28 protein-coding genes and 1 riboswitch are annotated in these 26,910 nt (G+C 50.6%); of the genes, 16 read left to right on the top strand and 12 right to left on the bottom strand.

The window, feature by feature from the left end; translation table 11 throughout:
• Positions 1-24: 24 nt before the first annotated feature.
• From raiA to Q1A04_RS10635, 4 genes are all read right to left on the bottom strand, one after another.
• Positions 25-327 carry a ribosome-associated translation inhibitor RaiA gene (gene raiA / locus Q1A04_RS10650; RefSeq protein WP_299705200.1) on the bottom strand — a complete coding sequence of 101 codons (303 nt, stop codon included), beginning with the start codon at positions 325-327 and terminating at the stop codon, positions 25-27.
• Positions 328-352: 25 nt separating this feature from the next.
• Complete coding sequence (locus tag Q1A04_RS10645) at positions 353-1,231, bottom strand: tyrosine-type recombinase/integrase (RefSeq protein ID WP_299705198.1); 879 nt, start codon at positions 1,229-1,231, stop codon at positions 353-355.
• A 70-nt stretch (positions 1,232-1,301) separates the two neighbouring features.
• On the bottom strand, positions 1,302-1,496 hold the full coding sequence (gene rpsU / locus Q1A04_RS10640) for a 30S ribosomal protein S21 (protein ID WP_299705197.1): 195 nt from the start codon (positions 1,494-1,496) through the stop codon (positions 1,302-1,304).
• A 163-nt stretch (positions 1,497-1,659) separates the two neighbouring features.
• Positions 1,660-2,799 (bottom strand): acyl-CoA dehydrogenase, encoded by a 1,140-nt coding sequence (locus tag Q1A04_RS10635; protein ID WP_299705195.1) that lies wholly within the window; start codon positions 2,797-2,799, stop codon positions 1,660-1,662.
• A 328-nt stretch (positions 2,800-3,127) separates the two neighbouring features.
• Between Q1A04_RS10635 and Q1A04_RS10630 the strand changes: the two genes are divergently transcribed.
• The 14 genes from Q1A04_RS10630 (at position 3,128) to Q1A04_RS10565 (ending at position 17,269) form a co-directional block, all read left to right on the top strand.
• Positions 3,128-3,874 (top strand): CpsB/CapC family capsule biosynthesis tyrosine phosphatase, encoded by a 747-nt coding sequence (locus tag Q1A04_RS10630; RefSeq protein WP_299705193.1) that lies wholly within the window; start codon positions 3,128-3,130, stop codon positions 3,872-3,874.
• Positions 3,875-3,892: 18 nt separating this feature from the next.
• Positions 3,893-4,903, top strand: a complete 1,011-nt coding sequence (locus tag Q1A04_RS10625) for an NAD-dependent epimerase/dehydratase family protein (protein WP_299705192.1) — start codon at positions 3,893-3,895, stop codon at positions 4,901-4,903.
• 68 nt (positions 4,904-4,971) lie between these two features.
• Positions 4,972-6,369 carry a tetratricopeptide repeat protein gene (locus tag Q1A04_RS10620; protein WP_299705190.1) on the top strand — a complete coding sequence of 466 codons (1,398 nt, stop codon included), beginning with the start codon at positions 4,972-4,974 and terminating at the stop codon, positions 6,367-6,369.
• Complete coding sequence (locus Q1A04_RS10615; RefSeq protein WP_299705188.1) at positions 6,369-7,157, top strand: phosphosulfolactate synthase; 789 nt, start codon at positions 6,369-6,371, stop codon at positions 7,155-7,157. Before Q1A04_RS10620 ends, Q1A04_RS10615 begins: the two co-directional genes overlap by 1 nt.
• 83 nt (positions 7,158-7,240) lie before the next feature.
• Positions 7,241-8,188, top strand: coding sequence for a DUF368 domain-containing protein (locus Q1A04_RS10610; protein WP_299705185.1), 948 nt, complete (start codon positions 7,241-7,243; stop codon positions 8,186-8,188).
• Positions 8,189-8,190: 2 nt separating this feature from the next.
• Positions 8,191-8,928, top strand: coding sequence for a shikimate dehydrogenase (locus Q1A04_RS10605; protein ID WP_299705182.1), 738 nt, complete (start codon positions 8,191-8,193; stop codon positions 8,926-8,928).
• A gap of 93 nt (positions 8,929-9,021) precedes the next feature.
• Entirely contained in the window at positions 9,022-9,423 is a 402-nt protein-coding gene (locus tag Q1A04_RS10600; protein ID WP_299705179.1) for a YkvA family protein, read from the top strand.
• Between the two features lie 297 nt (positions 9,424-9,720).
• Complete coding sequence (locus Q1A04_RS10595) at positions 9,721-10,299, top strand: RNA polymerase sigma factor (protein ID WP_299705177.1); 579 nt, start codon at positions 9,721-9,723, stop codon at positions 10,297-10,299.
• Positions 10,283-11,989, top strand: coding sequence for an outer membrane beta-barrel protein (locus tag Q1A04_RS10590; RefSeq protein ID WP_299705175.1), 1,707 nt, complete (start codon positions 10,283-10,285; stop codon positions 11,987-11,989). The genes Q1A04_RS10595 and Q1A04_RS10590 overlap by 17 nt, the downstream gene beginning before the upstream one ends.
• A 104-nt stretch (positions 11,990-12,093) precedes the next feature.
• On the top strand, positions 12,094-12,243 hold the full coding sequence (locus Q1A04_RS10585) for a hypothetical protein (RefSeq protein ID WP_299705174.1): 150 nt from the start codon (positions 12,094-12,096) through the stop codon (positions 12,241-12,243).
• A gap of 20 nt (positions 12,244-12,263) precedes the next feature.
• On the top strand, positions 12,264-12,722 hold the full coding sequence (locus tag Q1A04_RS10580) for a hypothetical protein (protein ID WP_299705171.1): 459 nt from the start codon (positions 12,264-12,266) through the stop codon (positions 12,720-12,722).
• A gap of 131 nt (positions 12,723-12,853) precedes the next feature.
• On the top strand, positions 12,854-13,222 hold the full coding sequence (locus Q1A04_RS10575; protein ID WP_299705168.1) for a hypothetical protein: 369 nt from the start codon (positions 12,854-12,856) through the stop codon (positions 13,220-13,222).
• Between the two features lie 186 nt (positions 13,223-13,408).
• Positions 13,409-15,436, top strand: a complete 2,028-nt coding sequence (gene uvrB, locus Q1A04_RS10570; RefSeq protein ID WP_299705165.1) for an excinuclease ABC subunit UvrB — start codon at positions 13,409-13,411, stop codon at positions 15,434-15,436.
• 159 nt (positions 15,437-15,595) lie between these two features.
• The gene (locus tag Q1A04_RS10565; protein ID WP_299705162.1) at positions 15,596-17,269 is read left to right on the top strand and encodes a M28 family metallopeptidase; all 1,674 of its coding nucleotides are present in this window, start codon (positions 15,596-15,598) and stop codon (positions 17,267-17,269) included.
• A gap of 183 nt (positions 17,270-17,452) precedes the next feature.
• Here Q1A04_RS10565 and Q1A04_RS10560 read toward each other — a convergent pair whose 3' ends face one another.
• The 3 genes from Q1A04_RS10560 to Q1A04_RS10550 all read right to left on the bottom strand — a co-directional run bounded on the left by Q1A04_RS10560 (position 17,453) and on the right by Q1A04_RS10550 (position 20,495).
• A complete protein-coding gene (locus Q1A04_RS10560) occupies positions 17,453-19,657 on the bottom strand; it encodes a radical SAM protein (RefSeq protein ID WP_299705158.1) in 2,205 nt (734 codons plus the stop codon).
• Positions 19,658-20,034: 377 nt separating this feature from the next.
• Complete coding sequence (locus Q1A04_RS10555) at positions 20,035-20,268, bottom strand: DUF2798 domain-containing protein (protein WP_299705155.1); 234 nt, start codon at positions 20,266-20,268, stop codon at positions 20,035-20,037.
• Positions 20,269-20,318: 50 nt separating this feature from the next.
• Complete coding sequence (locus Q1A04_RS10550) at positions 20,319-20,495, bottom strand: hypothetical protein (protein WP_299705153.1); 177 nt, start codon at positions 20,493-20,495, stop codon at positions 20,319-20,321.
• Positions 20,496-20,644: 149 nt separating this feature from the next.
• Between Q1A04_RS10550 and Q1A04_RS10545 the strand changes: the two genes are divergently transcribed.
• The gene (locus Q1A04_RS10545; protein WP_299705151.1) at positions 20,645-20,929 is read left to right on the top strand and encodes a hypothetical protein; all 285 of its coding nucleotides are present in this window, start codon (positions 20,645-20,647) and stop codon (positions 20,927-20,929) included.
• A 91-nt stretch (positions 20,930-21,020) separates the two neighbouring features.
• Here Q1A04_RS10545 and Q1A04_RS10540 read toward each other — a convergent pair whose 3' ends face one another.
• Together Q1A04_RS10540 and Q1A04_RS10535 are read right to left on the bottom strand one after the other, a co-directional pair.
• Positions 21,021-22,148, bottom strand: coding sequence for a YncE family protein (locus tag Q1A04_RS10540; RefSeq protein ID WP_299705149.1), 1,128 nt, complete (start codon positions 22,146-22,148; stop codon positions 21,021-21,023).
• A gap of 23 nt (positions 22,149-22,171) precedes the next feature.
• Complete coding sequence (locus tag Q1A04_RS10535; protein ID WP_299705147.1) at positions 22,172-24,088, bottom strand: TonB-dependent siderophore receptor; 1,917 nt, start codon at positions 24,086-24,088, stop codon at positions 22,172-22,174.
• A gap of 103 nt (positions 24,089-24,191) precedes the next feature.
• A riboswitch (cobalamin riboswitch) is annotated at positions 24,192-24,399 on the bottom strand.
• Between the two features lie 229 nt (positions 24,400-24,628).
• Here Q1A04_RS10535 and Q1A04_RS10530 point away from each other — a divergent pair.
• Positions 24,629-25,228, top strand: coding sequence for a DNA-3-methyladenine glycosylase (locus Q1A04_RS10530; RefSeq protein WP_299705145.1), 600 nt, complete (start codon positions 24,629-24,631; stop codon positions 25,226-25,228).
• 4 nt (positions 25,229-25,232) lie between these two features.
• Here the strand turns inward: Q1A04_RS10530 and Q1A04_RS10525 are convergent, their stop codons facing one another.
• The 3 genes from Q1A04_RS10525 to Q1A04_RS10515 form a co-directional block, all read right to left on the bottom strand.
• Positions 25,233-25,976 (bottom strand): EcsC family protein, encoded by a 744-nt coding sequence (locus Q1A04_RS10525; RefSeq protein WP_299705143.1) that lies wholly within the window; start codon positions 25,974-25,976, stop codon positions 25,233-25,235.
• Between the two features lie 120 nt (positions 25,977-26,096).
• Entirely contained in the window at positions 26,097-26,273 is a 177-nt protein-coding gene (locus Q1A04_RS10520) for a hypothetical protein (RefSeq protein ID WP_299705141.1), read from the bottom strand.
• Positions 26,274-26,421: 148 nt separating this feature from the next.
• The gene (locus tag Q1A04_RS10515; RefSeq protein ID WP_299705139.1) at positions 26,422-26,856 is read right to left on the bottom strand and encodes a hypothetical protein; all 435 of its coding nucleotides are present in this window, start codon (positions 26,854-26,856) and stop codon (positions 26,422-26,424) included.
• Positions 26,857-26,910 lie beyond the last annotated feature (54 nt).

Below are 26,910 nucleotides of genomic sequence, written 5' to 3'. Positions count from 1 at the left end.
AGGTATAGCAAGTATCAAAATGGCTTAATGATGTGCCAGTTGTTTCTCCTTGAATTTTTTTAGTTGTCTGCGCATCGCGTCAACAGCTGCATCAGCGGCGGCTTCAAAGGACGGAGCATCTTCTTTGGAGAATAGAGTGGAGCCTGGCACAAATAGTTTGATCTCTACTGTTTTATTGGCTGTTCCGTCATTGTTGTTATGTTTAAGAAACACTTCCCCTTCCACGATGCGGTCGTAGAATGTTTCCAGTTTGTCTACTTTCTGCTGGATGAAATCGGTCAGCTGTGTATCAGCCTCGAAGTGGATTGAATGCATCTGTAGCTTCATAATCGTAACATTTTATGGTTAAACTTTATGCTTTTGGATGAGCTTTCTCGAAAATCGATTTTAGCTTCTCTATCGAATTGTGTGTGTATACCTGTGTAGCAGCTAGGCTAGCATGCCCCAGCAGGTCTTTAATGGCATTTAGATCTGCGCCATTGTTTAGCAGGTGGGTAGCGAAGGAGTGTCGCAGCACATGAGGGCTATTATGTTCGGAGGTGGTGACCAAGCTGATGTACTTTTTAGCGACACGATAAACGAACTTCGGATACAGGGGACGTTCTTTATTAGTAACGAGCAGCTTTTCGGAATTGTTATTGCCAAACAGGCTTTTCTTGTGCTCTACATATTGCCTGATGGAATGCACGAGCGTGTCGTTTAAAGGGATGATGCGCACCTTGTTGCCCTTGCCCAGCACACGCACTGTCTTGGCATGCAAATCCACGTCTTCGTGGCCTATACCAATGAGCTCGGCCAGTCGCATACCAGTGCCATATAGAAACTCCAGAATGAGCCTGTCACGCTGGCCTTCAAAGGTGTCTTCAAAAGTAAAACTGTCCAAAAAGCTGTTAAATGGCTCTTCGGGAACAAAAGCGGGAAGTTTTTTTGAGACTTTGGGAGCCTTGATGCGCAGCATCGGGTTGGCGCTGATGCGCTGCTGGCCCAACAGGAATTTATAGTAGGAGCGGAGGCAGGCGATTTTCCGGTTAACGGAACGGGCCTCCAGATTTTTGTGCACGAGCGTCAGGATCCAAGACCGAATGATGGAATGGTCCGCCTCAGCGGGATCGGTGATCTGGTAAGTGTCCTGCAGGTATTGCGCGAACTGGCCCAGATCGGTGTGATAAGAGGTAAGCGTGTGCGGACTATACCGCTTCTCGTATTCGAGATACTTAAAAAATAATTCCATACATTGGTATACCTGATGTGTTTCTCAGATATACTAATGTATGGAAAAATAAAATATCTTTAAAGAAAGACTAGTAATTATCGTTCGCGAAAAGCTGCTGCTTGTACTTCGCTCTTTCTTTTTGCTTTCTCTTAGAAACAGATGGTTTCTCGAAGAAAGTTCTAGATCTCAGTTCTTTAAGAACACCAGTTCTTTCGAATTTCTTCTTAAATCTCTTAAGGGCACGGTCTACAGACTCGTTATCTTTTACGTTTACAATAATCATATTTTTGGTCGCTTCTTCTGATATTTAGGGTTGCAAATTTACTTAATGTTTTACTTAAAAATCAATAGTTTGGTAAAAATAATTCCGCAAACCATTGAAAAAAAGATGCCTATAGTGGCAAAACCATCCTATAGGCACTTTTGAAATGCTTTTTAGCATCTACTTATTTTAGGATGGCTCTTGAGATAACAAGCTTTTGGATCTCGCTTGTTCCCTCACCGATCGTGCAAAGCTTGGCATCGCGGTAGTACTTCTCGGCCGGGTAGTCCTTTGTGAAGCCGTAACCACCGAAAATCTGCACACCCTCGTTCGCCACTCTCACTGATACTTCAGAAGCGTAAAGTTTCGCCATGGCAGACTCTTTGTTCACGTTCAGGCCGCGGTTCTTCATGTCAGCCGCCTGATAGGTGAGGAGAGAAGCCGCCTCGATCTCCGTGGCCATATCAGCCAGCTTGAACGAAATACCTTGGAAGCTCGAAATAGGCTTGTTGAACTGGCTGCGTTCCTGCGAGTAAGCCAATGCCGCTTCGAATGCGCCTTGTGCTATACCCAGTGAAAGGGCCGCGATCGAGATACGTCCACCATCCAGTACTTTCATCGCCTGAATGAAGCCCTCGCCCACATTGCCCAGCATCTGGTCCTTGTGTACGCGGCAGTCTTCAAAGATCAGCTCTGTGGTTTCAGAGGCGCGCATACCCAGTTTGTCTTCTTTACGACCGGCGCTGAAGCCTGGTGTGCCTTTCTCGATAATGAAAGCGGTCATACCATGGGAGTCGCCTACTTCACCAGTGCGCACAATTACTACAGCCACGTTGCCGCTCTTGCCGTGTGTGATAAAGTTCTTAGCGCCGTTGATTACCCAATGGTCACCATCCTGCACGGCTACAGTACGCATGTTGCCGGCATCAGAGCCCGTGTTAGGCTCCGTCAAACCCCACGCACCGATCCACTCGGCAGTGGCTAGTTTTGGCAAATACTGCTTCTTTTGCGCTTCGTTGCCGAATTGCAGGATATGGCCTGTGCAAAGTGAGTTGTGCGCCGCCATGGACAGACCGATGGAGCCGTCTATCTTGGAAAGCTCAGCGATAGCCGTGACATACTCCAAGTAGCCGAAGCCTGAGCCGCCGTATTCAGTCGGTACAAGCACGCCCATCAGTCCCAGTTCTCCCAGTTTTTTGAACACCTCTACCGGAAACTCTTGACTCTCGTCCCATTCCATCATTTTCGGTTTGATGTGCTTAACACCGAAGTCCCGGATCATGTCCGCGATCATGCGCTGGTTTTCTGTATAGTTAAATTCCATTTAAGTTTTTTGATTTATAGTCGCGTGTATTAAACTGACAATCGATTAAAGGGTTTACAAAGCTAACCAAATAAGCCTAATTGGCAAATTCGGGGTTTTAGTTTGATTTAGTTGATGGTTAAACTTTTTCTTTTTGCCCCATATAAACAAAGGCGAAAACACAGGAATTAATTTACCAAGTTCGTATAGAATTTGTCCGTTTTATAATAAACCTAAACGAAGACTGTTTATTTTGATAGCGGATAATAATTGCGTTATTTTGATGTTGCGTTGCCGTGTTTGGCAACGTTTGTGTTTTGTGCCGTGTACATACGGTTGAAATAGGCAAATGATAAAGTTTTTCCAGAATTTGTTTGGCAAGGAAGAGGTGCAGGTTGAGTCGCTGAGCATGCTCGGCGTGGACATGCATTCGCACATACTGCCGGGTATAGACGACGGCGCCGCCACGGTGGAGCAGTCGCTGGAACTGGTGCGCGGCATGAAGGAGATGGGCTACCGCAAACTCATCATGACGCCGCACATCATGAGCGATTTCTACCGCAACACCCCCGAGATCATACGGACACAGTTAAAGGTGCTGCAGGACGCCGTGACAGCCGAAGGCATAGAGATGGAACTGGCCTGCGCCGCCGAACACTATCTAGACGAAGCCCTGTTACAGAAGCTGGAAGACAACGAGGAACTGCTCACGTTTGGCGACAAGTACTTGCTGTTTGAGACCTCTTTCCTGAATGAGCCGCTCAACCTGCGCGAGGCTATTTTCCGGATGCAGTCGCTGGGCTACAAGCCGGTGCTGGCCCACCCCGAGCGCTATACCTATTTCTATGGCAAGTTCGACGATCTGGTGGGGCTGCGCGAACAGGGCGTGCTGTTGCAGCCAAACCTCAATTCACTTACAGGCTATTATTCGCTGGGCGCCAAGATGGTGGCCGAGAAACTTATCGACGCCGGGTTGGTTGATTTTCTGGGGTCGGACACGCACAGCTTGAAGCACATTGCCAACCTGCAAAAGGTGCTTTGCTCCAAATACCTCGTCAAGGCGCTGGAGCTCCCACTCCTCAACAGTAAGTTATAATTTCTTAATCTCACTTCCATGGCCACGGTTTTTGTGACAGGCGGCAGCGGCCTGATTGGCAGCTATCTTATACCGGCACTCGTAGCGCAGGGCCACCACGTGCGTGCGCTGTACCGTGGTCAGGTGCCTGCCATTGCAGGGGCCGATCAGGTGGAGTGGGTGGAAGGTGATATTTTGGATGTTGCCCTTTTGCGCAAAGCGCTGCAAGGGGTAGGCTATGTGTTCCATAGCGCCGGACTGGTGTCGTATGCGCCGCAGGATGCCGAGTTGCTGCAACAGGTTAACGTAGAGGGTACCGCCAACATCGTAGATGCCTGCCTCGAAGCCGAAGAATTGATCAAGTTGTGCCATGTCAGCTCTATCGCCGCCGTTGGGCGCAGCAAAGGAGTGGCAGTGCTGAACGAGAACAGCAAGTGGAGCGCCGGCGAGAAGCAGTCAGCCTATGCCGAATCGAAGCACTTTGGTGAACTGGAGGTATGGAGAGGTATAGCCGAAGGGCTGCAGGCCGTCATCGTAAACCCGTCCGTTGTGCTGGGCCCGGCTGATTGGAACCGCAGTAGCACACGCTTGTTTAAATATGTATACCAAGAGCGCGCTTTCTACACAGGAGGCAGCGCCAATTTTGTGGACGTGCGCGACGTAGTGGGGGCCATGTTGCGACTCACTTTCTCGGAAATATCCGGTGAAAGGTTTGTATTGAATGCAGGGCAGCTCACCTACAAGGAGTTCTTCGAGGAGGCCGCCCGGCGCTTTGGCAAAAAGGCGCCTTCCTTTAAAGTCTCCCCGGCGCTGGCCGAGGTGGTATGGCGACTGGAGCATGCCCGGGCTTGGCTCACGGGAGGCCGCCCGCTCATCACAAAAGACACGGCACGGGTATCAGCCAAGACACACTTGTTTGACAATCAGAAAGTTCGCAAAACAGTGGGGGTGGAGTTCAGGCCACTGGCCGAGACCATTGCTTGGAGCTGTGCGGGTTTGCTGCAAATAGCACAGAATCAGAGTGGTCCGGAAGTGGCCCGCTCGAACTAAACTATTTGCAGTTTATAAATGTAGTAAGAAGACAAAAGCTGCCTTTCGCAGATTGTGGGATATAGGAGATGAAAGAGAATTTTGACGAGCACAGCGAGGATCCTGAACTGATTATTCGGTTCGAACAGATGCTGGGAACAAATGAGACCGTTTTTTTTGACCTGACCGATTTTGAATATATCATAGACCACTATACCGCTAACTTTGACTATAAGAAGGCGTTGCTGGCCTGTGACTCTGCCATAGCACAGTATCCTTTTTCGACCGGGCTTCAAATAGACAAGGCACAGCTGCTGGCAATGTCCGGCAACTTCGATGACGCTATGGTGCTCATCGACCAAGTGGCAGAAGTGGAGCCGCAGAACCCCGACGTGCTTTTGACACGTGGCATTATTTTTACACAGCGCGGCGAGTACCGCGATGCCGTAGACCATTTCAAAAAAGCGCTGGCCTTTGCCGAGGACCGCGACGATATATACTTCAACATTGGTCTGACCTATCAGAGTTGGGGCAAGTTCAGTTCTGCCATCAAGTACTACAAGAAGTGCATTGAACTGAACGTGGAGAATGAGGCCGCCATGCAGGAGATTATCTACTGTATGGAGATCACGGGCTCTATGCGCGAGGACCTTCCTTTCTTCCAGGCTTTTATCGACAAGGACCCTTATTCGTATGTAGCGTGGTTCAACTTGGGCAACGTGTACAACAAGCTGGGTTCTTACGACAAAGCCATTGCCGCCTACGACTACGCCACCATCATTAAGCCCGACTTTATAACGGCCTACAACAACATGGCCAACGCCTATGTGTTTTTGGGAGAGTATACCAAAGCGGTGGAGGCGTTCAATGCCATGCTGGAGCACGGTTCGCCATCGGCGGAGGTATTCTGCAACATAGGTGAGTGCTATGAAAAAATGCACCAGTGGGACTTGGCCCGACGCTATTATCAGAAGTCCATCGACCTCGATCCGGATATGGACGAGGCTTGGTTCGGAATAGGGGTAGTGCTGGACGCGCAGGGCAAATGGTACGAGGCGGTTCACTTCTTTAAGAAGGCTGTGAACCTGTACGACGACAGCGTAGACTACTGGGTGGCCTTGGCTTCGGCGGAGTACCATGTGGGTCACGTGGTGTCAGCATTGGAGAGCTATGCCCGTGCCGCCGAGATCCAGCCAGAGGATAAGGACATTTACCTGAACTGGTCGATTATCCTATATGAACAGGGTAATTTTGAGGAGGCCACCGAGATTATTTTGAATGCGATTGAGCTTCAGCCGGACGAGGCAGAGCTATATTACAGGGCCTGCGCCTACATGCTTTCGGCAGGAAAATACCGCGAAGCTTACAATTATCTGGAAAATGCTTTAATTTTGGACTTCGACAAACACAGGCTGCTGTTTGAGTTCTTCCCTGAACTGGAGTCGCAGCGTGCATTATCCCGATTAATTGACCAATATCGCAAATAATGACTAACAACTATAATCTGAACAGCCTGCCAGAGCGCGAGGTGAAGCCGCGCGAGCGTGGTTTTACCATGGCCATGGACAAAGGCCTGAGCGTGCGTGAAGTAGAGGACTTCCTTGACGTGGCAAGTGATTACGTAGACATTGTAAAACTGGGCTGGGCTACCTCGTATGTGGTGCCTAACCTGCAGCGTAAGCTCGATGTTTACAGAGCGGCCGGTATACCGGTGTACTTTGGTGGTACGCTGTTCGAAGCCTTCATTGCCCGCAACCAGTTTGACGACTACCGCCGTGTGCTCGACAAGTATAACATGACTTTCGCTGAAGTATCGGACGGTTCACTGGAAATGTCGCATGATAAAAAATGCGGTTATATCCAGACACTGGCTGAGCAGGTGACAGTACTGTCAGAAGTTGGCTCTAAGGACGCTGAGAAGATTATCCCGCCTTACATGTGGATCAAGCTGATGCAGGCTGAACTGGACGCCGGTGCTTGGAAAGTGATCGGGGAGGCCCGTGAGGGTGGCAATGTAGGGTTGTTCCGCTCCACTGGTGAGGTGCGCAGCGGTCTGGTGGAGGAGATCCTGACGCAGGTTCCTTTTGAGAAGATCCTTTGGGAGGCGCCGCAGAAAGCGCAGCAGGTATGGTTTATCAAGCTGCTGGGTGCGAACGTGAACTTGGGTAACATTGCCCCTAGCGAGGTTATTCCGCTCGAAACAATCCGTCTAGGTCTGCGTGGCGACACATTTAACCACTTCCTGAACAACGGAGCGCCAATTATCGACGCCTAATACATAATAAATAAGAGAAAATTGCCCATCGGTTAATCCGACGGGCAATTTTTTTGTGCTTCGCCAAAACCAGAATTTAAAGCATGAGAAGACGATCTTTAAAAGAATACTTGCTGTTGTTTTCCAAGGGTATGGGCATGGGGGCGGCCGATGTGGTGCCGGGTGTGTCCGGGGGCACGATTGCCTTCATCACGGGTATTTACGAGGAGTTGCTGGACTCCATCCGCTCCGTGAACGGAGAGGCTGTTCGCCTGCTGTCCCGCTTCGACTTGCCGGGTTTCTGGCGACACATCAACGGTACCTTTCTGGTGGTGCTGATAACAGGTATACTGTTTTCAATTGCGTCGCTCTCTCGCCTTGTCGTATACCTGCTCGAAAACCATACCATCCTGCTGTGGGCTTTCTTCTTTGGCTTGATTGTAGCCTCAGCATTGGTGGTAGGCAAAAAGATCACCAAATGGCGGCCGATTGTAGTGCTTTCCGGCATGGTGGGCGTGGCTATTGCCTATTGGGTAACCATTGCGGTGCCGATGCAGACGCCTGAAGCCTATTGGTTTATTTTTCTTTCCGGGGCCATCGCCATCTGCGCTATGATTCTGCCGGGCCTGTCGGGTAGCTTTTTGCTGTTGCTAATGGCCAAGTATGAGTTTATGATGAATGCGCTCAAGGAACTTAAACTGGATATGATCGCCGTGTTCGGGATTGGCTGTGTGACGGGGCTGTTGGCCTTCTCGCATGTCCTTAACTGGATGCTCAAGAACTATTACAACATCACAGTAGCCATGCTCACGGGCTTTATGGTGGGCTCCTTGAACAAGGTATGGCCTTGGAAGGAAACTGTGCAAACCTATACCGACCGCCATGGTGTAGTAAAACCACTCGTGCAGGAAAATATTTCCCCGGCCGCTTTCGCACAGCTGACAGGTGAAGAGCCATACCTGCTATACGCTATCGGTCTGGCCATTTTCGGCTTCTTGCTGGTATACCTGATTGACCGCATGACTGACGACAACACGGTAGATAGGGTATAAGTATGCGTAAGTTCGGACTGATCGGTGAAAAGCTCGGGCACTCCTTCTCGAAGCGCTACTTCTCGGAGAAGTTTGAGCAGGAAGGTATAACCGATGCCGTGTACGAACTATACGAGCTGTCAAAGATTACTGAATTCCCTGCTTTACTGGCTCAGGAGCCAGAGCTAGTAGGGCTGAACGTGACGGTGCCTTATAAGGAGGCGGTTATACCTTATCTGGATGAACTCGACGAGAGCGCTGCCAAGATCGGAGCCGTAAACACGATCAAAATAGCAGATGGAAAGCTGAAAGGCTATAACACGGACTTCATCGGTTTCAGGGATACGCTGGCGGGGTTCTATCCTGTCGGGGCTGGGGGCAAGGCCTTGGTGCTCGGAACGGGCGGAGCGGCGAAGGCGGTGTGGGCCGCCTTGGATTTGCTGGGTATTGCCTATACTTCTGTATCCCGAAATCCCCGGGGAAATGGGTTAGCCTATGCCGCTATAACACCGGAAGTACTACAGTCTTACTCCTTGATTATCAACACGACACCCTTGGGGATGGCACCCCATGTGGAGGCCGCTCCGGCTATACCTTATGAGGCCCTTTCTGCCCATCATTTCCTTTACGACTTGGTTTACAATCCCGAGCAAACCTTGTTCCTGCAAAAAGGCAAGGCTGCAGGCGCTAATACCATGAACGGTTTGCCCATGCTTTATGCGCAGGCCGATGCGGCTTGGCAAATTTGGAGCAACGATTAATTGGCTATAATTATTGCGTTTATTTCATGTTATCATGAAACTTTCTGCTAGGGTGTTTGCGTAAGGTATAGAAATCCCACACACCTTTTAGCCATGATGCAGTTGACCTACCTTCGCCAGAAAGCGCATGAGATGAATGCGGAAATATACGCTTTGTACCTCTCTGCCCGTCATCCTGAGGTAAGGTGGTATGTGCCCCTGCTTTTGGCGGTGGTCATCGGCTATGCCATCTCTCCCATAGACTTTATACCTGACTTGGTGCCTGTGTTCGGCTTCATAGATGATGTGGTGCTAGTTGCGCTGGGTATACATGCGGCTTATCAGTTGGTTTCTAAAAACATACTCGGACAGGCAAGGCTTCAGGCTTATGAAGTGCTGAGCCAAGAAAACGAGTCGGCTATGAAAGCCTATCAGATCGTAGGTTACGCATGGGTACTGGCTGCTGCAGTGATGGCCATATTGGTTTACAAGCTCCTGTTCATGACAGTTATATAATTCAGTTCTCACCTTAGACAAACGCGGCAAAGGCCTTTCCATACAGGAGAGGCCTTTGCTGTTTTATAGTCAAGCTGCAAAGCGTTTCATCTATACTTTATCCCTCTCCGTCTATATTTTGTGTTTAAATATTTACAAATCGTAATGTTCAAGCACAAAATTTTACTAGTTTTACTAAGCGGGTTCTGTTTTCATGCTTGGTGGCACCCGCGGAGTAGTCGTAAAAAATATTTTTTAGGGCTTGCAACCATTGCCTGTCTATGGGAATCATAGAGATGAAGCTAACAGAAGAGGCGTTTGAAGCTTTTTACAAAACCTAAGTCAGACGAGGACAAACTCATTGAGGGATGCATTGCCGGCAAGCGGGACATGCAGCGACTCCTGTATGAGCTCTACTCTAAAAAGATGATGGCGGTTTGTTTACGCTACGCCCCGACTAGCTTTGAGGCAGAGGATATGATGCAGGAGGGGTTTGTGAAAGTGTTCGCCAATATTCAGAATTTCAAACGGGACTGTCCGCTGGAGTTTTGGGTGCGGCGCATCATGATCAACACGGCCCTGAAGCAGCTGCGGCAGAAATCGCTCATGACCGTTTCACATGAAACAGAAGAGGCGGGGAACATCGCATCCGAAGACGTTAACCTGACTGGCTACTCCATGGATGAGTTGCTGGCCATGATCCAAAGCCTCGCTCCACGTTACCGCATGGTGTTCAACCTGTACGCCATCGAGGGTTACAATCACAAAGAGATAGGAGAGATGCTGGGCATTTCCGAAGGAACATCTAAGTCACAATATTCACGCGCCCGTGCCATACTGCAAGGTATGCTCGAGCGACAGGATAAAACATATCAAGAGCATGTCATCAGCCAATAATCACAAGCGCCATACCTTGGAAGAGGAGTTCCAGCGCCGCCTATTCGACGCTGAAGCCAAGCCTGCCCCAGACCTATGGGCCCGTATAGACCACGATCTAACGGTGCAGGAAAACAGGAACTACAAAAAGCGTGTGCTGTTTTACAGACAGCTTGCAGCTGCATGCTTTGTGCTATTCGCGTTAACTGGTACGCTTCTGGCCTACTATTACAATGACAATTTAAATGAGGGCGCCCCACAACAGGGCATAGCCTCCTCCCCTGAAGCAGCGATACCTGAAAGCATAACGCCAGAAGAGGCGATGAAAGCCTATATGGAGCAGCAGGCTGCCACTAGCACAATGGCACAAGCAGCAACTGAAGAAGTAGAGGAGCCAGCTACGGCGGTAGCATCCACCAACCGTCAGAAGACTGCTAGCGGTTTAACCGAGAGTGCGGTTGTCGCTGCAGCGCAAGGCTCAGGAGACTATTATAATGCGGCCTCAGGTTATGGCCCTTACCTAAACTATGGCAGTGGTGCGGTGGCAGGAAGAAACAGAGGCTTTGTGTCAAGCGGCTTGCCTAGCACCGCTAATTTTGGAGCCGGCGAAACCGGAACTACACCAAGCAGCAGGTATACCCAGATCATCACTTGGGAAAGCGTGACCATTACGTTTGGCAATGGAAATACTGCGGGACAGCAACCGCTTCAGCAGAACCAAGCTTTCGCTGCCAAGCCAAGGTCTTTTGCCGAGATGAACGACGCCTATCAGGCAGCACGGCAGCAGCAGACTACCAAGCCTGCCGAGGTGCTGGGCGGCACACTGGCAATGGAGAAGACCCAGAAAGAAAGCGCCAACACAAAACGTGACAGCCGCTGGAGCCTGAATCTGGCTTATGCACCGAGAGTGTTTGAGCAAAATATTGGTTTGCCAGATCCGCTCTCGTCCGGTAATACTGGGAACAACACGTTCAGAATTGCAGCCGGCCCGAGCATCAACGCCTCAGAGGACTCTTATCAAAACATAACCGCAGCCCGCGAAGAATTTGAGGACAGCGCCCAGCCGGCCTTCTCGTATGCCATGGAGGTAAAGGCCGGCTTTAAGCTAAAAGAGAAATTGAAATTGCTCACAGGTATAGGCTATAGCGAGAGCACGGCCAAGTCCAAGTCTAACTTCATTGTGCGCCAGTTCTGGACAAAACCGCGCTCCAACGAAAGCTACGAGCTAAATCCCTCCACTTTCTTCCTGTCATCGCTCAACAACGGTTTCACTTCTGACTCAGTCAGTGTGGCCCGTACCAGCGAGAGCTTTGCCACGGAGTACAAATACCGCCACCTGACCGTGCCGGTAGGACTACAGTATGAGCACGACGTAGCTAAAGACTGGTTTGTTTACGCGGCAGCTGGCGTGGCGGCGAACTTCCTGCTGGAGTCTAGTGTAACGACTTCTAACCATGAAGTGCAGCCGGTTAGCTTCTCTGCTAACGATCAAGAGTCTCCGTTCCGCAATGTGCAGTTGTCTAGCAACGCCTCCGTGGGGGTGGGCAAGCGTGTGTCACCGAACTTGACACTGGCTTTGGGACCGGAAGTGCGCAACTATTTCAGCACACTGCTTGCCGACCCTGAGAAAGCTTCTGCGCCGCAGGGCAAGCCATACGCTATTGGTCTAAACATGAGCCTTAACTACCAGCTGAATAACAGCCGAAAATAATTCTTATTTTTTTCAAAGGGCTTGCAACCCTTTGCCGCTTATAGGAATCATTTAATTGTAGAGTGATTGATTTAGATAAAAGCGCTATGCAAATGATGCTATTCATGAGATCCTTGCTTCAGACGCTGGTGGCACTGGTGGCTGTCGGACGAGAGAACCTTTCAGGTTGGTATGTATTGCTGGCGCTTTTACTTCTGTCTGTGCTGCTTTCGGGTTGTACCGATGTCAACACGTTCTTTTTGGGCGTCTTTTAAACCAGCCGCCTTTCCACGCTATGAAAAAAATATTGGGGCTTGCGGCCATGGCCACTGTCCTGTTAGGGCTGGCATCCGGCTGCGCTAAATTAGACGAAGATATGCAACCGGCTATAGGAGAACACGGGCTGCGCGAAACCGTGCAGGGGAAGTGGCGCATCGAACGGGTAAACAACAAGCTTTGCCGAAGCGGTAACTGTACAACGGTCATGTATACGGGTACTGATCAAGACTATTTTGAGTTTAAGGCAGACAGCGCATTTTTGCAGCGAGCCAGTGCTCAGAGTTCCAATAGCGTCTACCGCGACAGCTTCAGAGCTGATTATTCGCAGCCAAACGCTTTTGTGCTGAGCAACTTCGGCTGGTCTGCCCGATTCAAAGTGATGCACAAAGATCAGCGGAGTCTGGTGCTGGAAAGCGCCTATACCGGCTCCGACCCAAGTGTCGTATTTACCGATACATATTATTTACATAGATAAATGGGGCTCCTAACACAGGACCAATCAGAAGCGAATGAGCAAGAAGACTACTACCACTTACAGTTCACAAGCTTGTGCCCTGATGGTAGGCGGCCCCATCGATACTTTAAAGATTAGTACTAAATAAAACTATGAAAAGCACTTTGTCCATTATCCTGCTATACCTGCTGCTAGCCTTGCTTGTGGTGAGTTGCGCTGATCAGGAGGAGGCAGTACCTTCTTACTTACAAGTGGAGGTGATAGGGGCAGACTGCGAAAACGGTTGGTACGTGCTGCGCATCCTAGACACCGATGGGGCCGGCGATCAGCGAAGCAACCAGTATGTTGGTCAGCTGCAGAGTGGCTATGTAACCACCGACAACCTGCCGGAGGAGCTGCAGGTGCCGGGCCGACTACTGCAGCTCTCGCTGGAGCGCAACGGCGATTATGGTCCGCGTTGTACGGCCATAAACATGATGTACCCACCGGTGCGGGTAAAACAGGTCTGCTCAAACGAATGAGACGACCAAAACTAAAATCTGTTTTTTTAATTTGTTAGGAATAGTTAAACAAGCAAAGACCTGCTTTCAGAGCAGGTTTTTTGTTTTTATAAACTTTTGCAACTCCTATTATAATATGAACTAAAGCTAAACTTACGGCTCGTTTTTCATGTTATAGTATATCTTTACATGTCGTAAAATCAACGAATGGATTTTCAGCTAACATCAGAATTTCAACCAACCGGCGACCAGCCGAAAGCAATAGCCCAGCTCACGAAGGGCATAGATAACGGAGAACCCGTGCAGGTGCTGCTCGGTGCCACCGGTACGGGTAAGACCTTTACCATGGCCAACGTGATCAAGAACACGGGCAAACCAACGCTAGTCCTTTGCCACAACAAGACACTGGCCGCGCAGCTGTATGGTGAGTTCAAGCAGTTCTTCCCCAACAATGCGGTGGAGTACTTCATCTCTTACTATGACTACTACCAGCCGGAAGCCTACATCGCTTCTTCGGATGTGTTCATCGAAAAGGACCTGCAAATTAACGAAGAGATTGAGAAACTGCGTTTGCACACGACATCGGCACTGCTCTCAGGCCGTCGCGATGTGATCGTGGTGGCTTCTGTGTCGTGTATTTACGGTATAGGCAATCCGGAAGAGTTTGGCAAGAACGTGGTCTATCTGGCACCGGGGCAGCGCTATAGCCGCAACAACCTGCTCTATACCTTTGTGCAGATCCTCTACAGCCGCACCGAGGCCGAGTTCACACGTGGAACATTCCGGGTGAAGGGAGATACCGTGGACATTTTCCCGGCCTATGCCGATTTTGCCTACCGTCTGTACTTTTTCGGCGATGAATTGGAGCAGATTCACCGAATCGATCCGCAATCAGGGAAGAAACTGTCTGACGAGAAAACAGTGACGCTATACCCGGCTAACCTCTTCGTGACAGGCAAAGACACGCTGCAGCAGGCTATCCATGAAATACAATACGACATGGTGGCGCAGCACGATTACTTCCTGAAAGAAGACCGTCCGGTAGAGGCGAAGCGCATAAAAGAGCGTACAGAATTTGACTTGGAGATGATCCGCGAATTGGGCTACTGTTCAGGTATAGAGAACTACTCCCGCTACTTTGACCGCCGCGCACCGGGTGCGAGACCGTTCTGTTTGCTCGACTACTTCCCCGACGACTTTATGATGGTGATCGACGAGAGCCACGTAACCGTGCCGCAGGTACGAGCCATGTGGGGCGGTGACCGCTCCCGCAAAGTGGCGTTGGTGGAGTATGGTTTCCGTCTGCCGGCTGCCATGGACAACCGTCCGCTTACCTTCAACGAGTTTGAAAGCCTTATGCACCAAGTGGTGTTTGTGAGTGCCACGCCCGGCGATTACGAGATACAGAAATCAGAAGGAGTTATTGTGGAGCAGATTATCCGTCCAACCGGACTGCTGGACCCTGAGATTGAGATACGGCCGAGCGCCAACCAAGTGGATGACCTGTTGGATGAGGTTGACGAGCGTATCAAGCGTAACGAGCGTGTGCTGGTAACGACCCTGACTAAGCGCATGTCCGAAGAGTTGACCAAGTACATGGACCGCCTCAACATCAAGGTAAAGTACCTGCACTCGGAGGTGAAAACCTTGGACCGTGTGGAAATCCTGCGCGAGTTGCGGCTAGGCGAGATTGACGTACTGGTAGGAGTAAACCTCCTGCGTGAGGGACTCGACTTACCTGAAGTGAGTCTGGTGGCCATTCTCGATGCCGACAAGGAAGGCTTTCTGCGTGACCAGCGCTCTCTGATTCAAACCATGGGGCGTGCCGCCCGTAACGAACGGGGGCGTGTGATCATGTATGCCGACCGCATTACAGGTTCTATGCAGCGAGCTATTGATGAGACCAACCGCCGCCGCGCCACGCAGATGGCCTATAACGAGGAGCATGGCATTACGCCGCGCACGATCCTCAAGACGAAGGATGAGATATTTGAGCAGACATCCGTAGCCGATTCTAAGAAGAAAGAGGTGAAGATGTATGCCGGTCCGGAAGAGGTGTCAATTGCGGCCGAGCCGGTGATCCAAATGATGAAGCGCGACGAACTCGAGAAGCTGATCAAGAAAACCGAGAAGCAGATGGAAGCCGCCGCCAAGGACCTCGACTTCCTGCAGGCCGCTAAGTACCGCGATGAGTTGGCAGAGCTTCGGCAACTGCTCAAGACCAAGCGGGACTGATAAGTTAGAAAGTTTGAGACTTAGAATTTAGAATGTATAAAAGCACACATGGCGTTTAGCTATGGGTGCTTTTTTTCTTAAGCGAGATTCTGTACTTTAACATATCCGTAGCGGCTGTAGCCATATAGTTGAAGCCTTAATTTTATACCTGAATACACTATGATCAAAAAAATAAAGCCTTTGTTGCTGCCCTTGGTGGTGGCAGGAATGTTTACAGCGTGCCAGTCTTCTACTACTGGTACAGAAGAAACAGGTGCCGAAACCGTGGCTTCGCTTACTGCCAATAGCTATGGCAAATACCTCTCGGAGTTGGCCGCTGATAACATGGAGGGTCGCAAACCTTTTACTAGCGGTGAGCAGAAAACGCTGGACTATCTGGAGCGGGAGTTCAAGGCATTGGGGCTGGAGCCGGGCAATGGCGACAGCTATTTTCAAGAGGTGCCGATGGTAGAAGTAAACACAACCGCCAGCCCAACTATGACCATTAAGGGCAAACAGCAGGAGCTGAAGCTGGAAGGGCGTACCGATTATGTGATCTGGACCCGCCGAACAGACGAGACCATCGACATAAACCCGACTGACTTGGTATTTGCTGGTTTCGGTATTGTGGCGCCGGAGTATAACTGGAACGACTATGCTGGTCTTGATGTGAAAGATAAAGTCGTACTGATTCTGGTGAACGACCCCGGTTTCTATGAGCAGGACCCGGCCGTTTTCAAAGGCAAGGCCATGACCTATTACGGCCGCTGGACTTACAAATTTGAAGAGGCAGCCCGTCAGGGAGCAAAAGGTGCGTTGATCATCCACGACACCGAGCCAGCCGGCTATGGCTTTCAGGTGGTGCAGAACAATTGGAACACCTCTAAAATGTATCTTGACAGCCGCGGTAAGGAAACCTATCGTTGCGCTATGGAAGGCTGGGTAACTACTCCGGTAGCCGAAAAGCTTTTCGCCGCCGCAGGTATGGACTACAAGTCAATGCTGGCGAAAGCCTCCAAGCCGGGCAACAAGCCTGTGCCGATGAACCTGCAGGTGAGCACTTCTATGAAAGTGAAGACCCGCTACGATAAAACTTCTAATTTCATCGCGAAGATCACCGGTAGTCAGCGACCTGATGAAACCATCATTTACACCGGCCATTGGGACCACTTAGGTATAGGCAAAGCCGACGCCTCTGGAGACAGCATCTATAACGGTGCAGTGGACAACGCCAGTGGTGTAGCCGGTATGCTGGAAATGGCCAAGGCATTTAAGAACCAGCCAACACAACCGGAGCGAACCGTCGTGTTCTTGGCCGTAACTGCCGAAGAGCAGGGCTTGTGGGGCTCTGCATACTATGCAGAGAATCCGGTGTACCCGAAAGAAAAGACCGTTGCCAACATCAACATGGACATGATGAATGCTTATGGTAAAACCAAGGATGTGGTGGTGTATGGTGTGGGGCAGTCTGAACTGGAAGACTATATCACAGCCGAGGCGGAAGCGGTAGGGCGTTACATTGCTCCTGAAGAGAATCCAGAGGCCGGCTTATACTACCGTTCCGACCACTTTAATTTCGCCAAGGTAGGTATACCTGCGCTGTTCATCGGTCCGGGCATTGATCTAGAAGAGGGTGGTAAAGAGCTCGGCAAAAAGAAGCTGGACGAATACTACGCCAACTACTACCACAAACCCGCTGATCAGGTGCATGCCGATTTCAAAATGGATGGTGCCGTAGAGGACCTCAAGCTGTTGTACAAAGTAGGAGCGCGCCTAGCTAACTCCTCCGAGTGGCCACAGTGGAAAGCCGGCTCTGAGTTTAAGGCGGTTCGGGACAAGGATATGAGTAAGTAGCTATTTGCTAGTCGCCTAATTTAGAAGCCCAAACGTAGGAGGTGCCATGTTGGCAAAAAAACCGTGGTGCTGGAGAAGGAGTTTTTAAAGAAGGCGTAACTGTCGATTCCAATATCTTCATGAAACAGGAAAGGCACTTCCCGCAAAGGAGGCGCCTTCTCTTTTTTATATCTCTGTTATACCTTAAAGCAGCAACAAGCCCTTCTCTCTTAGCTCAAACCAAACCGGCGAAGCTAAAAACTCCGTGAAGCTCATGTGCGCATCCAGTGGGTAAGTTTCTTCCAACTGCTTCAGCGTCATAGTTGGAGCTTCTTCTGAGGTCAGCAGCGTGAGTTGCTCTAGCAGCCACTGCCCGATGTTGGCGGTGGTTTTGATTTGGAAATCCTCGGCCTTTTCGTAGAAGGTCAGCACGCAGCGCTCGATGGTCTGGCCTTTCTTGGCATACATCATAAAATCGATCTCCGGCACGTTGCCCAACCAGAATACACGGGCTAGTTTGCGCTCGCTATCGGTTTTGGCAGGTTCCTGTATGGCTTTGGCGATCAGGTTGCGGTCAGTGGTAACGCGCGGCACTTTAAAATCGAACCAGAAGGAGAGTGGTTCTTCCAGTCCTACGCCGTGCATGTAGTTGTAGATGGCCTTTGCCAGCCCTTGGCCGAACAGCTCATGGTCAGTGCCCTGCGGATCGTCGTGCCACAGGTCGTTGTTGGCGAAGTCACCTTCCGGAGGCCCCACTTTCACTACACCAAACTTCTCGGGGTGCTTGCCTACCGGACTGTGCGCCGTCATACTAAAGCGGTGCCAGTAGCCAGACTGTATCACGCCGTTCAGGAACAGCTGCCGCACCACTTCCAGCGAGTCAATGGTTTCTTGCGCCGTCTGTGTCGGGAAGCCATACATGAGGTAGGCGTGCACCATAATGCCGGCCTGCGTAAAGCCATCGGTCACACGGGCTACCTGCGCGATACTCACGCCTTTCTTCATTAGGTCGAGCAAGCGATCAGAGGCTACTTCCAGTCCGCCCGACACGGCGATACAGCCCGAAGCGGCCAGCAACCGGCACAAATCAGGTGTGAAGGTCTTCTCGAAGCGGATGTTTCCCCACCACGTAATTTTCACGCCGCGTCGGATCAGCTCGATGGCCAGATCACGCAGGGCGGCGGGCGGTGCAGCCTCATCTACAAAATGGAAACCGGTCTGGCCCGTCTGGGCGATGATCTGCTCGATACGGTCGACCAGCAAAGCGGCCGGAGCTGTTTCGTAGCGGGAAATATAGTCGAGGGTGATGTCGCAGAAAGAACAGCGCTTCCAGTAGCAGCCGTGGGCCACGGTCAGTTTGTTCCAGCGGCCATCGCTCCAGAGGCGGTGCATCGGGTTGATCACATCGATTACCGATAGGTATTCTTGCAAAGGCAGGTCGCTGTAATCGGGCGTGCCTACTTCGGTATGCGGAATATCTTTGTCGAGGCAGCCGTTGACGAACTCCACTTTGCCATCCTGTAGCATAAACGTGCGCTGCAGAAAGTCCACTTGGCGCTCACCCTGCAGGCACTCCAGCAGTTTCAGCCATGGGCCTTCGCCATCATCCAGCGTCACAAAGTCGATGTATTTAAACAGGCGCGGCTCCCGCAGGCTACGCAGTTCAGTATTCGGGTAACCGCCGCCCATCAGGGTATTGATGTGCGGATACTTTTGCTTGATGTATTGTGCTAGTCGCAAGCCGCCGTACAGGTTGCCGGGGAAAGGAATAGAGAAGCCCACCACATCGGGCTGCACTTCTTGCAGTCGTTCTTCCAACAGTTCTAGTAGCATTTGATCTACTAAGTTTGGTTCTGTCTGCAAGGACTCCTCCAATGGATCGAATGAAGTAGCCGACAAAGCCAACTTCTCAGCATAGCGGCTGAAGGCAAAGTACGGGCAGATGGTTTCTTTGATCAGGTCGCCGAGGTCCTCTAGGTATAAGGTAGCCAGATAGCGGGCCCGGTCCGTGATGCCCATGCTGCCAAAAGCCCAGTCAATGTCCTCCACTTGGTCAAAGCGGGAAGCCTCGGGCAGATAGCGGCTGTAGCTGATCTGCTGGGCCAAGGTATTGTCTTTGTTCTGCAGAAAATGAATGACCGGCTCGACGGTGTTCAGGTACTCCCGCTTGAGCCGCAAGATGCGACGGCTGTTGTCCGAAAGCTCAAACCCACCTTCTTCCACCGCCTTAAAAATCCTGCCAAGCCCAGCCTTGGTAAACATGCGCAATACGAGTTCAATGCCAAAATCGGCCTGCGTAACGGTATACCCCTGACCTGCGAGAAAGCCTTTGATGTAGGCGGTGGCGGGGTAGGGGGTGTTGAGCTGCGTAAGCGGCGGCGTGATGAGCAGTATGGTTGGTTTCTTCAAGTTCCGGGAATCTTAAAATAAGAGGCGCCTCAATAGGCGTAGTCTACAAAACTACTGATTCTGTAGCGCTTTCTAACTATTTACTGTCCTGTCAACAGCGGCGGGCTAATGCAGGTTCAATTGGTAGCGCTTGGATATGAATAGGTTAGCTGTTGCAGGGATGTGGGTAATTAAATTCAGGTATTTAATTGATATTAAATTATATAAATCTATCTGAATATCTATATATTTGCACTAAAATCATCTAAAGTTGAATGCTTCAGGGCGTCAAACCGATCTGAAACTTGGCTTGTGATGGTGTAAGTGTTTCAATTGTTCCCTATAAGTGAAAGGCCCGTGGTATTGTCACGGGCTTTTCCATTTTATAAGGTATAGCCTTAACCTAGAAGCGCAGAGGATTTGTTGACAAGGTAGTTAACACCCGGTACTATGGCCAACACAGTGCCGGCTACCAGCACAAACAACACCACGAACATGCGCAGCCAGTTTATGAAAAAGTTGTCGGCAAAGCCAAAGGTATACAGTTGCAACGCAGTGGCCGTTAAAAAGCAGAGTAGAAAGATAACCAGTAGCTTGCGCTTAACCGGCGGTTTTAAAAAAGCTTTTCTCATAACAGATCAGGTGAGCCGCAAAGTTAAGGGATAGCTTTATAGCTTCAGCATCAGGCATGCCCTTTTTGTGCCTCGGCGTCTGAGCTGTCGTCCTTCGTGTGGCCCGGATTGTTTGCGCCTGTGCCCTGAGGTGGTGGGGTCTGCTTTTCGCCCGCTACTTTTCTCGCATCCGACGACATCTCCTTGGTGTTTTTCTTTGTTGGCTGTTTTTCTTGTTTCTCTTCCATAGTGTGTTTAAGTATAGTGTCTATCTTAATACGGCATATCAGTAAGGAAGAGCCTTTTTCTAACTCAAATTGTAGGCTGGTCGTACATGAAAGAGTCACCCCTCTAAAAGGGTAGACTGAATAAAGAACGTACTAAAGCGAATTATACTATGAAATCGATAAAAACAAGTGCAGTCGTGATGGGTATTCTACTAGGAGTAGGTATGGCGGCTTGCAACACCGGTACCGATCCCGGCGAAACCAATGTAGAGCGTAGCGGTATTGAGGAAACAGAAGAGATGGACCGTGCCGGCACTTACGGTGACACGACCGAAAATTACGAAGAGATCTATGAAGGTCGCGAAGGCACCGCCATCGGTGACAGTGCCTACAACCAAGAAGGCAAACGCGAAGGACGCTATGATGAAAACATCAAGCCTAATCCTAAACAGTAATTTACACAGGTATAAAACGAAAGGCCCGGCTTCTGTAGAGAAGCCGGGCCTTTCGTTTTAGTGACAGATATAAGAGGTACCCGGTTTCGACCTATCTGAAAACAAAGCCATTCGGCGCAACACCCACCTGAAAAGAATCGATAGGGGCACCGCTTTGTCCATTGTAACGCACCATCCAGCCATTGTTGGTAAAGTCAGGCGCTTTGCCGGCGTAGATCATACCTGTTGTCGGCTCTACACCCAAGCCGTAAAAACCATAAGGCGTGTAAGCGCTACCACGGTCGATAAGGGCTTGCGAGGCCAGGGTGCTTGCACTTATGCTCTGTCCGTATACTTTGTTATTGAACACATAGTAGAGTTTGTCGCGGTTGCTGTTTGTAATGAGCTTGCTAGGAGAGGGAGCCTTCTGGCTAAACGTCATTGTTTCAATTACCGCATTGCTGCCCGGATTGATTTTCGACAGAGAACCCGGTGTGCTGTTTTCCTCACTTACAGTCCAGTCGGAGTTGTAGGCTTTTACACCGCTGCTGCTCACCCACAGCACATTGTTTCGATCCAGTGCCAGCGAGTTTGGACCATCGTTCACGGCAATAGAAGCTTCTATGGCATCGGTCGCGGTGTTGATAACCGTTACCGTGTTTCCGCCTGCGTTTGCCACAAACAACTTGCCGCCGCTAACAACCAAGTGCTCCGGCTGCACGCCAACCGTGATGGTTTTCGTAACGCTGAGCGTTTTCAGGTCAACCACAGCCACACGGCCGTTTCCATAGACATAGGTAGCAGGGTCGTAGCCAAGCCATTCGGTCACGTAGCCTTTCTCCTCGTTTAATGCGGTGAAGTGGCGTGGGGCCTCAAAACCAGTGATCTCTCCTTCGGCTTTCAATGTATTGGCGTTTGCCACCACTACTTTGCCGCTGTTGTTCATCACAAGGTAAACTTGCTCGCCGTGGACAGACAAATGCTGCAGCACATCACCCAACACCATTGGGTTGTTCACTTTCTTAAAGACGTTGTTTTCTACTGAGCGGCGGTCGTGACTATAGAAACCCACAGAAGCATTTGAGAAATTCATGGCTCCTTCATTGGAAATGAGCACACCGTTTTGAGCATATTCACCTGTCGGGTTGTTAGAGGTTTTTTCGCAGCTGGTGAAAACCATTGCACTTAAAGAAAAGGCAGCCGATAACAGGAGGCTGCAGAAGAGGGTGTTTTTTTTCATGTATGGTGTTTAAGAATGTATTGTTAAGGAATAATGAAGCGTAAGCTTGCCGCAAAACTGCGGGGAGGCATGGGCATGTTTTCCATGACGTGGTAGTCGGCGTTGGTGGCATTATCGGAGCGTACCGTACCGATAAGTCTATACCTTCCGATCGTAAACCTTTTGCTCAGGGCGAGGCTCAGCAAGGTATAGGCCGGCAGGCTGGAGGTGTTGCTGTTGTTGGTATACCGGAGCCCATTGTACGTGATGTTGCCAAGGAAACTCCATGAGCGGAAGGTTACATCCGAGCCTAGCTGGGCTTTGTGCAAGGGCACGTGGGCCAGCTGCCTGTAAAGCTCCTCCGGACCTTCATAAGCTTTCACCTGCTCCGAGGCGGTATAGGTATAGCCGGCAGTAGCAGCCACGGTCCAAACTCCGAACTTTTGACTAACCTGGCTGCTCAGCTCCATGCCTTGTGAGCGCACCTTTTGCAGGTTGCGCGGCGACCAATAGCCTGATTCCATGGGCATCCACTGCACCCAGTTGTCAATGAGCATACGGTAAAGCGTGGCTTCACTCTCTACTTGCAGCGATCCGGAGGTATACACATGGCGCAGGCCGCTTTCGTAGTTCCAGCCCTGCTCCGGTTTTATATTCGGGTTGCCGCCCGGTTGCCAGAAGCGCTCGTTTAGGGTAGGCACCCGGTAGCTGCCCGATATATTGCCTTTCAGGTACAGTTGGTGCTGGTCTAGCTGCAGAGCTAGCCAGTTGGCACCTAGAGTAGGCGCCGGTGTGGGGTTGTAGCCTTTCACGAAAGCCTGTCGCACGTTAAGGCTCAGGTCCAGCCGGCGGCTTGGGTCGAAGCGAAAAAGCAGAAAAGCGGCGGCGCGGTCTTCACTTACCTCTCCGCCGTAGCCCTGCACATCAGCGGCGAAGTGCTGCAGGTTGAGGCCACCTCGCAGGCTCCAGCGCCGGGCATAGGTATAGGTTTGCTCGACTTGCAGCTGGTAGGTATTGATGTCGGTGACTGAATTATTGCTGTTATCGGTGTAACGGAGATAGTCAGAGAAATGCGCCGCTTTCAAGCTGGTTTCACCCCAGCGGCTGCTGTGCCCGAAGTCAGCCATCAGGCGCAAGTTCTTGTCGAGCTGCCGTGCATTGTTGTTGGCGGCGCCCAGCGTTGGTGTAACTTCTCTGTCGGCATAGGTATACCAGCCGTGCAGGGCAAGTCGGCTCTTGCTGGAAAGCTGCCAAGCCAAGTCCTGTGTAAAGCCATGCTGTTCCACCCGCGCGTGGTCTTGGCGGCGGACTGGCGCACCGAAGCTCCCATAGTCTGCGTAAGGAAAGTTGTTTTCTGAAACAAGGCGATGCCCGCTCAGGCCAATGGAGAACTTTCCACCTTTGTAATGGGTGCCTAGGCTTGTGAAGTACCGTCCGAAGCTGCCAACCTCCTGCTGCAATTCTGCGCCAAAGCCCGGCGCCCTGTCAAAAGCAGGGGAGTTTAAGAGGATGGCCCCTCCGATAGCACCGCTGCCGTAGGTCGCGCCCGCCGCACCATGCTGCACCGACACATCACTCAAGGCGCTTATAGGAAGGGTGGCAAAGTCGCTTAGGCCAAGTGAGGGCAGGCCAATGTTCAGCCCGTTCCAAAGCACGGCGGTGTGGGTGGCATTCGTTCCCCGAAAAGTTGGTGTGGAAATGCCGCTCGCACCATAGCTTTTTAAGAAAATAGGCGTACGGGCCTGCAAAACCTCTGCGAGTGAGCCGGAGGAGTAGGTTTTGGTGAAACTGCTGTCGAGGGTGCTCAGGCGGCTACCCGAGGAGAAGACCTCGGCCGGCTTGCCGAATACCTCCACTGTACCCAATTGGTATACCGTAGTATCCTGCTGCGCCAAAGCCGCCGGAGCCATACCTAGCAAAAGAGCTAGGCCTGAAAGAGTACGATGAAAAATAGTAGCCACGTATACGCTTGCTTAAATCCCGAAGCATGCAAACAGGTATAGGGCAGGAACAGCGCGCGCAGGTATAGCGAAGGCCGTGCAGCTTTTTACCCGAAAGCATACGACTATATCTTGTCGGACTGGCAGGTCTCCTGGCTCTCTTCAGTCAGCCGGCCTTCCCATGCAGCGGGTGCTGCGCAGTGGCTTTGGTGTTGGCTAACCCTCTTTTTCGAAGATTACAGTTGCGGGAACAGCATAGGTTTTACACCTATTTCCCTTTTAAGGCATTTACCACGGAAGCAGTAAAGGCCACCAATCTGGCGTAAAGATAATGACTAATTATGAATGAGTAATGATTAATTAGTCGTGAATAATGAATCATTAACTAATAAGTAGTGAGTAATTATTAATGATAAAGGGATGATCGATGAATGGCTGGTGTAACAGTTCACCGTATACCCTTAAATTATGCGTAGTACAGTATTCATCAATTAGGAGTGTACCCAATTAATCATTACTCATTCGTAATTAGTCATTAAAAGAAATTACTCATTAGAAAAAGTGAAACTCGAAAGATCATTTTATACCCGGCCGGATGTGGTGCAGGTGGCACAGGACCTGCTGGGTAAGCACCTGTATACCCGGCACGACGGCATGCTGACCGGAGGCATCATTGTGGAGACGGAAGCATATTCCGGCGTGGGAGACAAGGCTTGCCATGCGCACATGAACCGGCGCACCCAACGCACCGAGATTATGTACCATGAAGGTGGCGTGGCCTATGTATACTTGGTATATGGCATGTATAACCTGTTCAACATCATTACCAACGTGGAAGGCCAAGCCGATGCCGTATTGGTGCGGGCCATCGAACCAACCGAAGGTATAGAGGAGATGATGCTGCGCCGCAATATGGCCACTCCTAAGCCGAACCTAACGGCCGGGCCGGGTGTGCTGAGCATCGCGCTAGGTATAGATCGGAAGCACTATGGTACTCCCCTCACTGGGAACACAATTTGGGTAGAGGACAAAGGTATAGCCGTTCCCGCCGAAGATATAGCCATCGGCCCTCGCATAGGAATAGACTACGCAGGAGAGGACGCGCTACTACCATGGCGCTTCTGGCTGAAAGGTAACAAGTGGGTGAGCAGGAAGAAGTAGCCTGTTATATTAGTTCTTGTTGTTTTTTCTCACCTGCCAACCACCGCATCCGGTACGCATTCATAGCTGTGTCACCGAGTTTGTTGATGAGCCTGTAGTTGACAACCGCGCCAATAGGTGCCCCGATGATAGGGATGAGTTGGGCCATTTTTGCCAAGTCAATGTAATCCCGGTACTCCTGCTGGAAAGTGCGCCAGTCAAACTGGTTGATGTCCTGTGGCAGATGCTGCTTTTGCTCTTCCCAGTTCTCCAGTTGTTGGTATACCTGCCGCCGCTGCTCCTGACTGCTGAAAGCCAGCTGAAAAATGTGTAGAAGGTAAACCCGTTCCCTGTAGTCGTCGGCAGAGTAGCCATAAAGCGCCGCTATCTCAAACAGCATTTTCAGCTTGAGCCCCAGCAGTAACGGGAAATCAGCGAAACCCAGCAGAATGCCGCCTGCCCCGGTAATACCGCCTTCCGCCGCCGCGGTCTTGCGGTAGAAGTTGATGCGGGCCCGCACTTGAGACTCTGCCAATTCCAGCGAAGTGAAGGGGAGAGGCTGTCGGGAGGTAAGTTCGGAGCCGAACAGCACTGCCCGCACCATTTGCTTAATAGTAGCCGTGATCGCTTGGTGCACTTTCTCCGGTATGTAGCTGTTGAGTTTCGTCTGCAGGTTCTTGGACAGCTTGTTCACCAAGGAAGGTCTGCGGCGCATATTTCGTTGCCAGTCCTTAAGTTCATGTAAGGCTTGTGATTCGTATGAGGTCATAAGAAGCCTGAGCAGTGGTTTGATTTAGTCTTGCGCGATTTCAAATCAATATACACAATAAATAAGCCCCGGCAACAGGATGTTTACCGGGGCTTAAAGATAAAAATGCTTTAGCAGCGCTTACTGCTGTTCATTATCGGTGCGGGCCTGTGGGGTCGGGTTGTTTGATCCGGTCTTTCCCACTGCGTCGCGGTGCAGGCTATCGCCTATGTCTGACTTTCCGCTCTTATTTTTCTTATCCAGTTCTGAATGCTTCTGGTTTTTGGCTAGGTCTTTATTCTCTTTCTCGTTTTTCATAGCTTTTATTTTTTGGTTTTGGCGTTATGCCTACTCTTCTTCTGTTTTACGATACCTTGTGGCGCTGGTTTATCCTCACTCAGCAGGTACAGAAAAGCCCGTGGCATCTGCCACGGGCTTTTCTATGATCAAATTCAGCTAAACTTGACTAGGAATTATTGTTGTTGCTCTTATTACTCGAAGAAGAGTTGTCATTCTTGTGGCTCTGCTTGCCAGCACTGGCATGTCCTTGTGAGTCACCGTGCCAGCCACGTCCTTGGTTTTGGCTGCTTTTGGCCTGTGGCTGGTTGCTCTGCGAAGAGCGGTTGGTTGTAGATGAAGACGAACTGTCGTTTTTGTTACTCTGACGTCCGGCTTCAGCATGGCCCTGTGAGTCTCCGTGCCATCCGCGTCCCTGACCTTCATTGCTGCTGCGGGCCTGCGACTGCTGGCTGCTTTGGCTCATGGGGTTGTTCTGAGACTGCGACTTGCTCTGGAATTCGCCAGACTCATTACGAGGCTGATTCTGGTTTTTATTTTGATTTCTATTCTGATTCATATTATCCTGATTTTGATTCAGGTTTTCTTCATTATTGCGTTTCATAGCTTTAAAAATTTAAATGGAACATAGGCCTCCGTTCCAAACGGGGCTCTCTTT

Source organism: uncultured Pontibacter sp., assembly GCF_947499215.1.
GTDB lineage: Bacteria > Bacteroidota > Bacteroidia > Cytophagales > Hymenobacteraceae > Pontibacter.
Note: the sequence above shows the minus strand (reverse complement) of the source record. Positions and strands in the feature narration are given on the sequence as shown.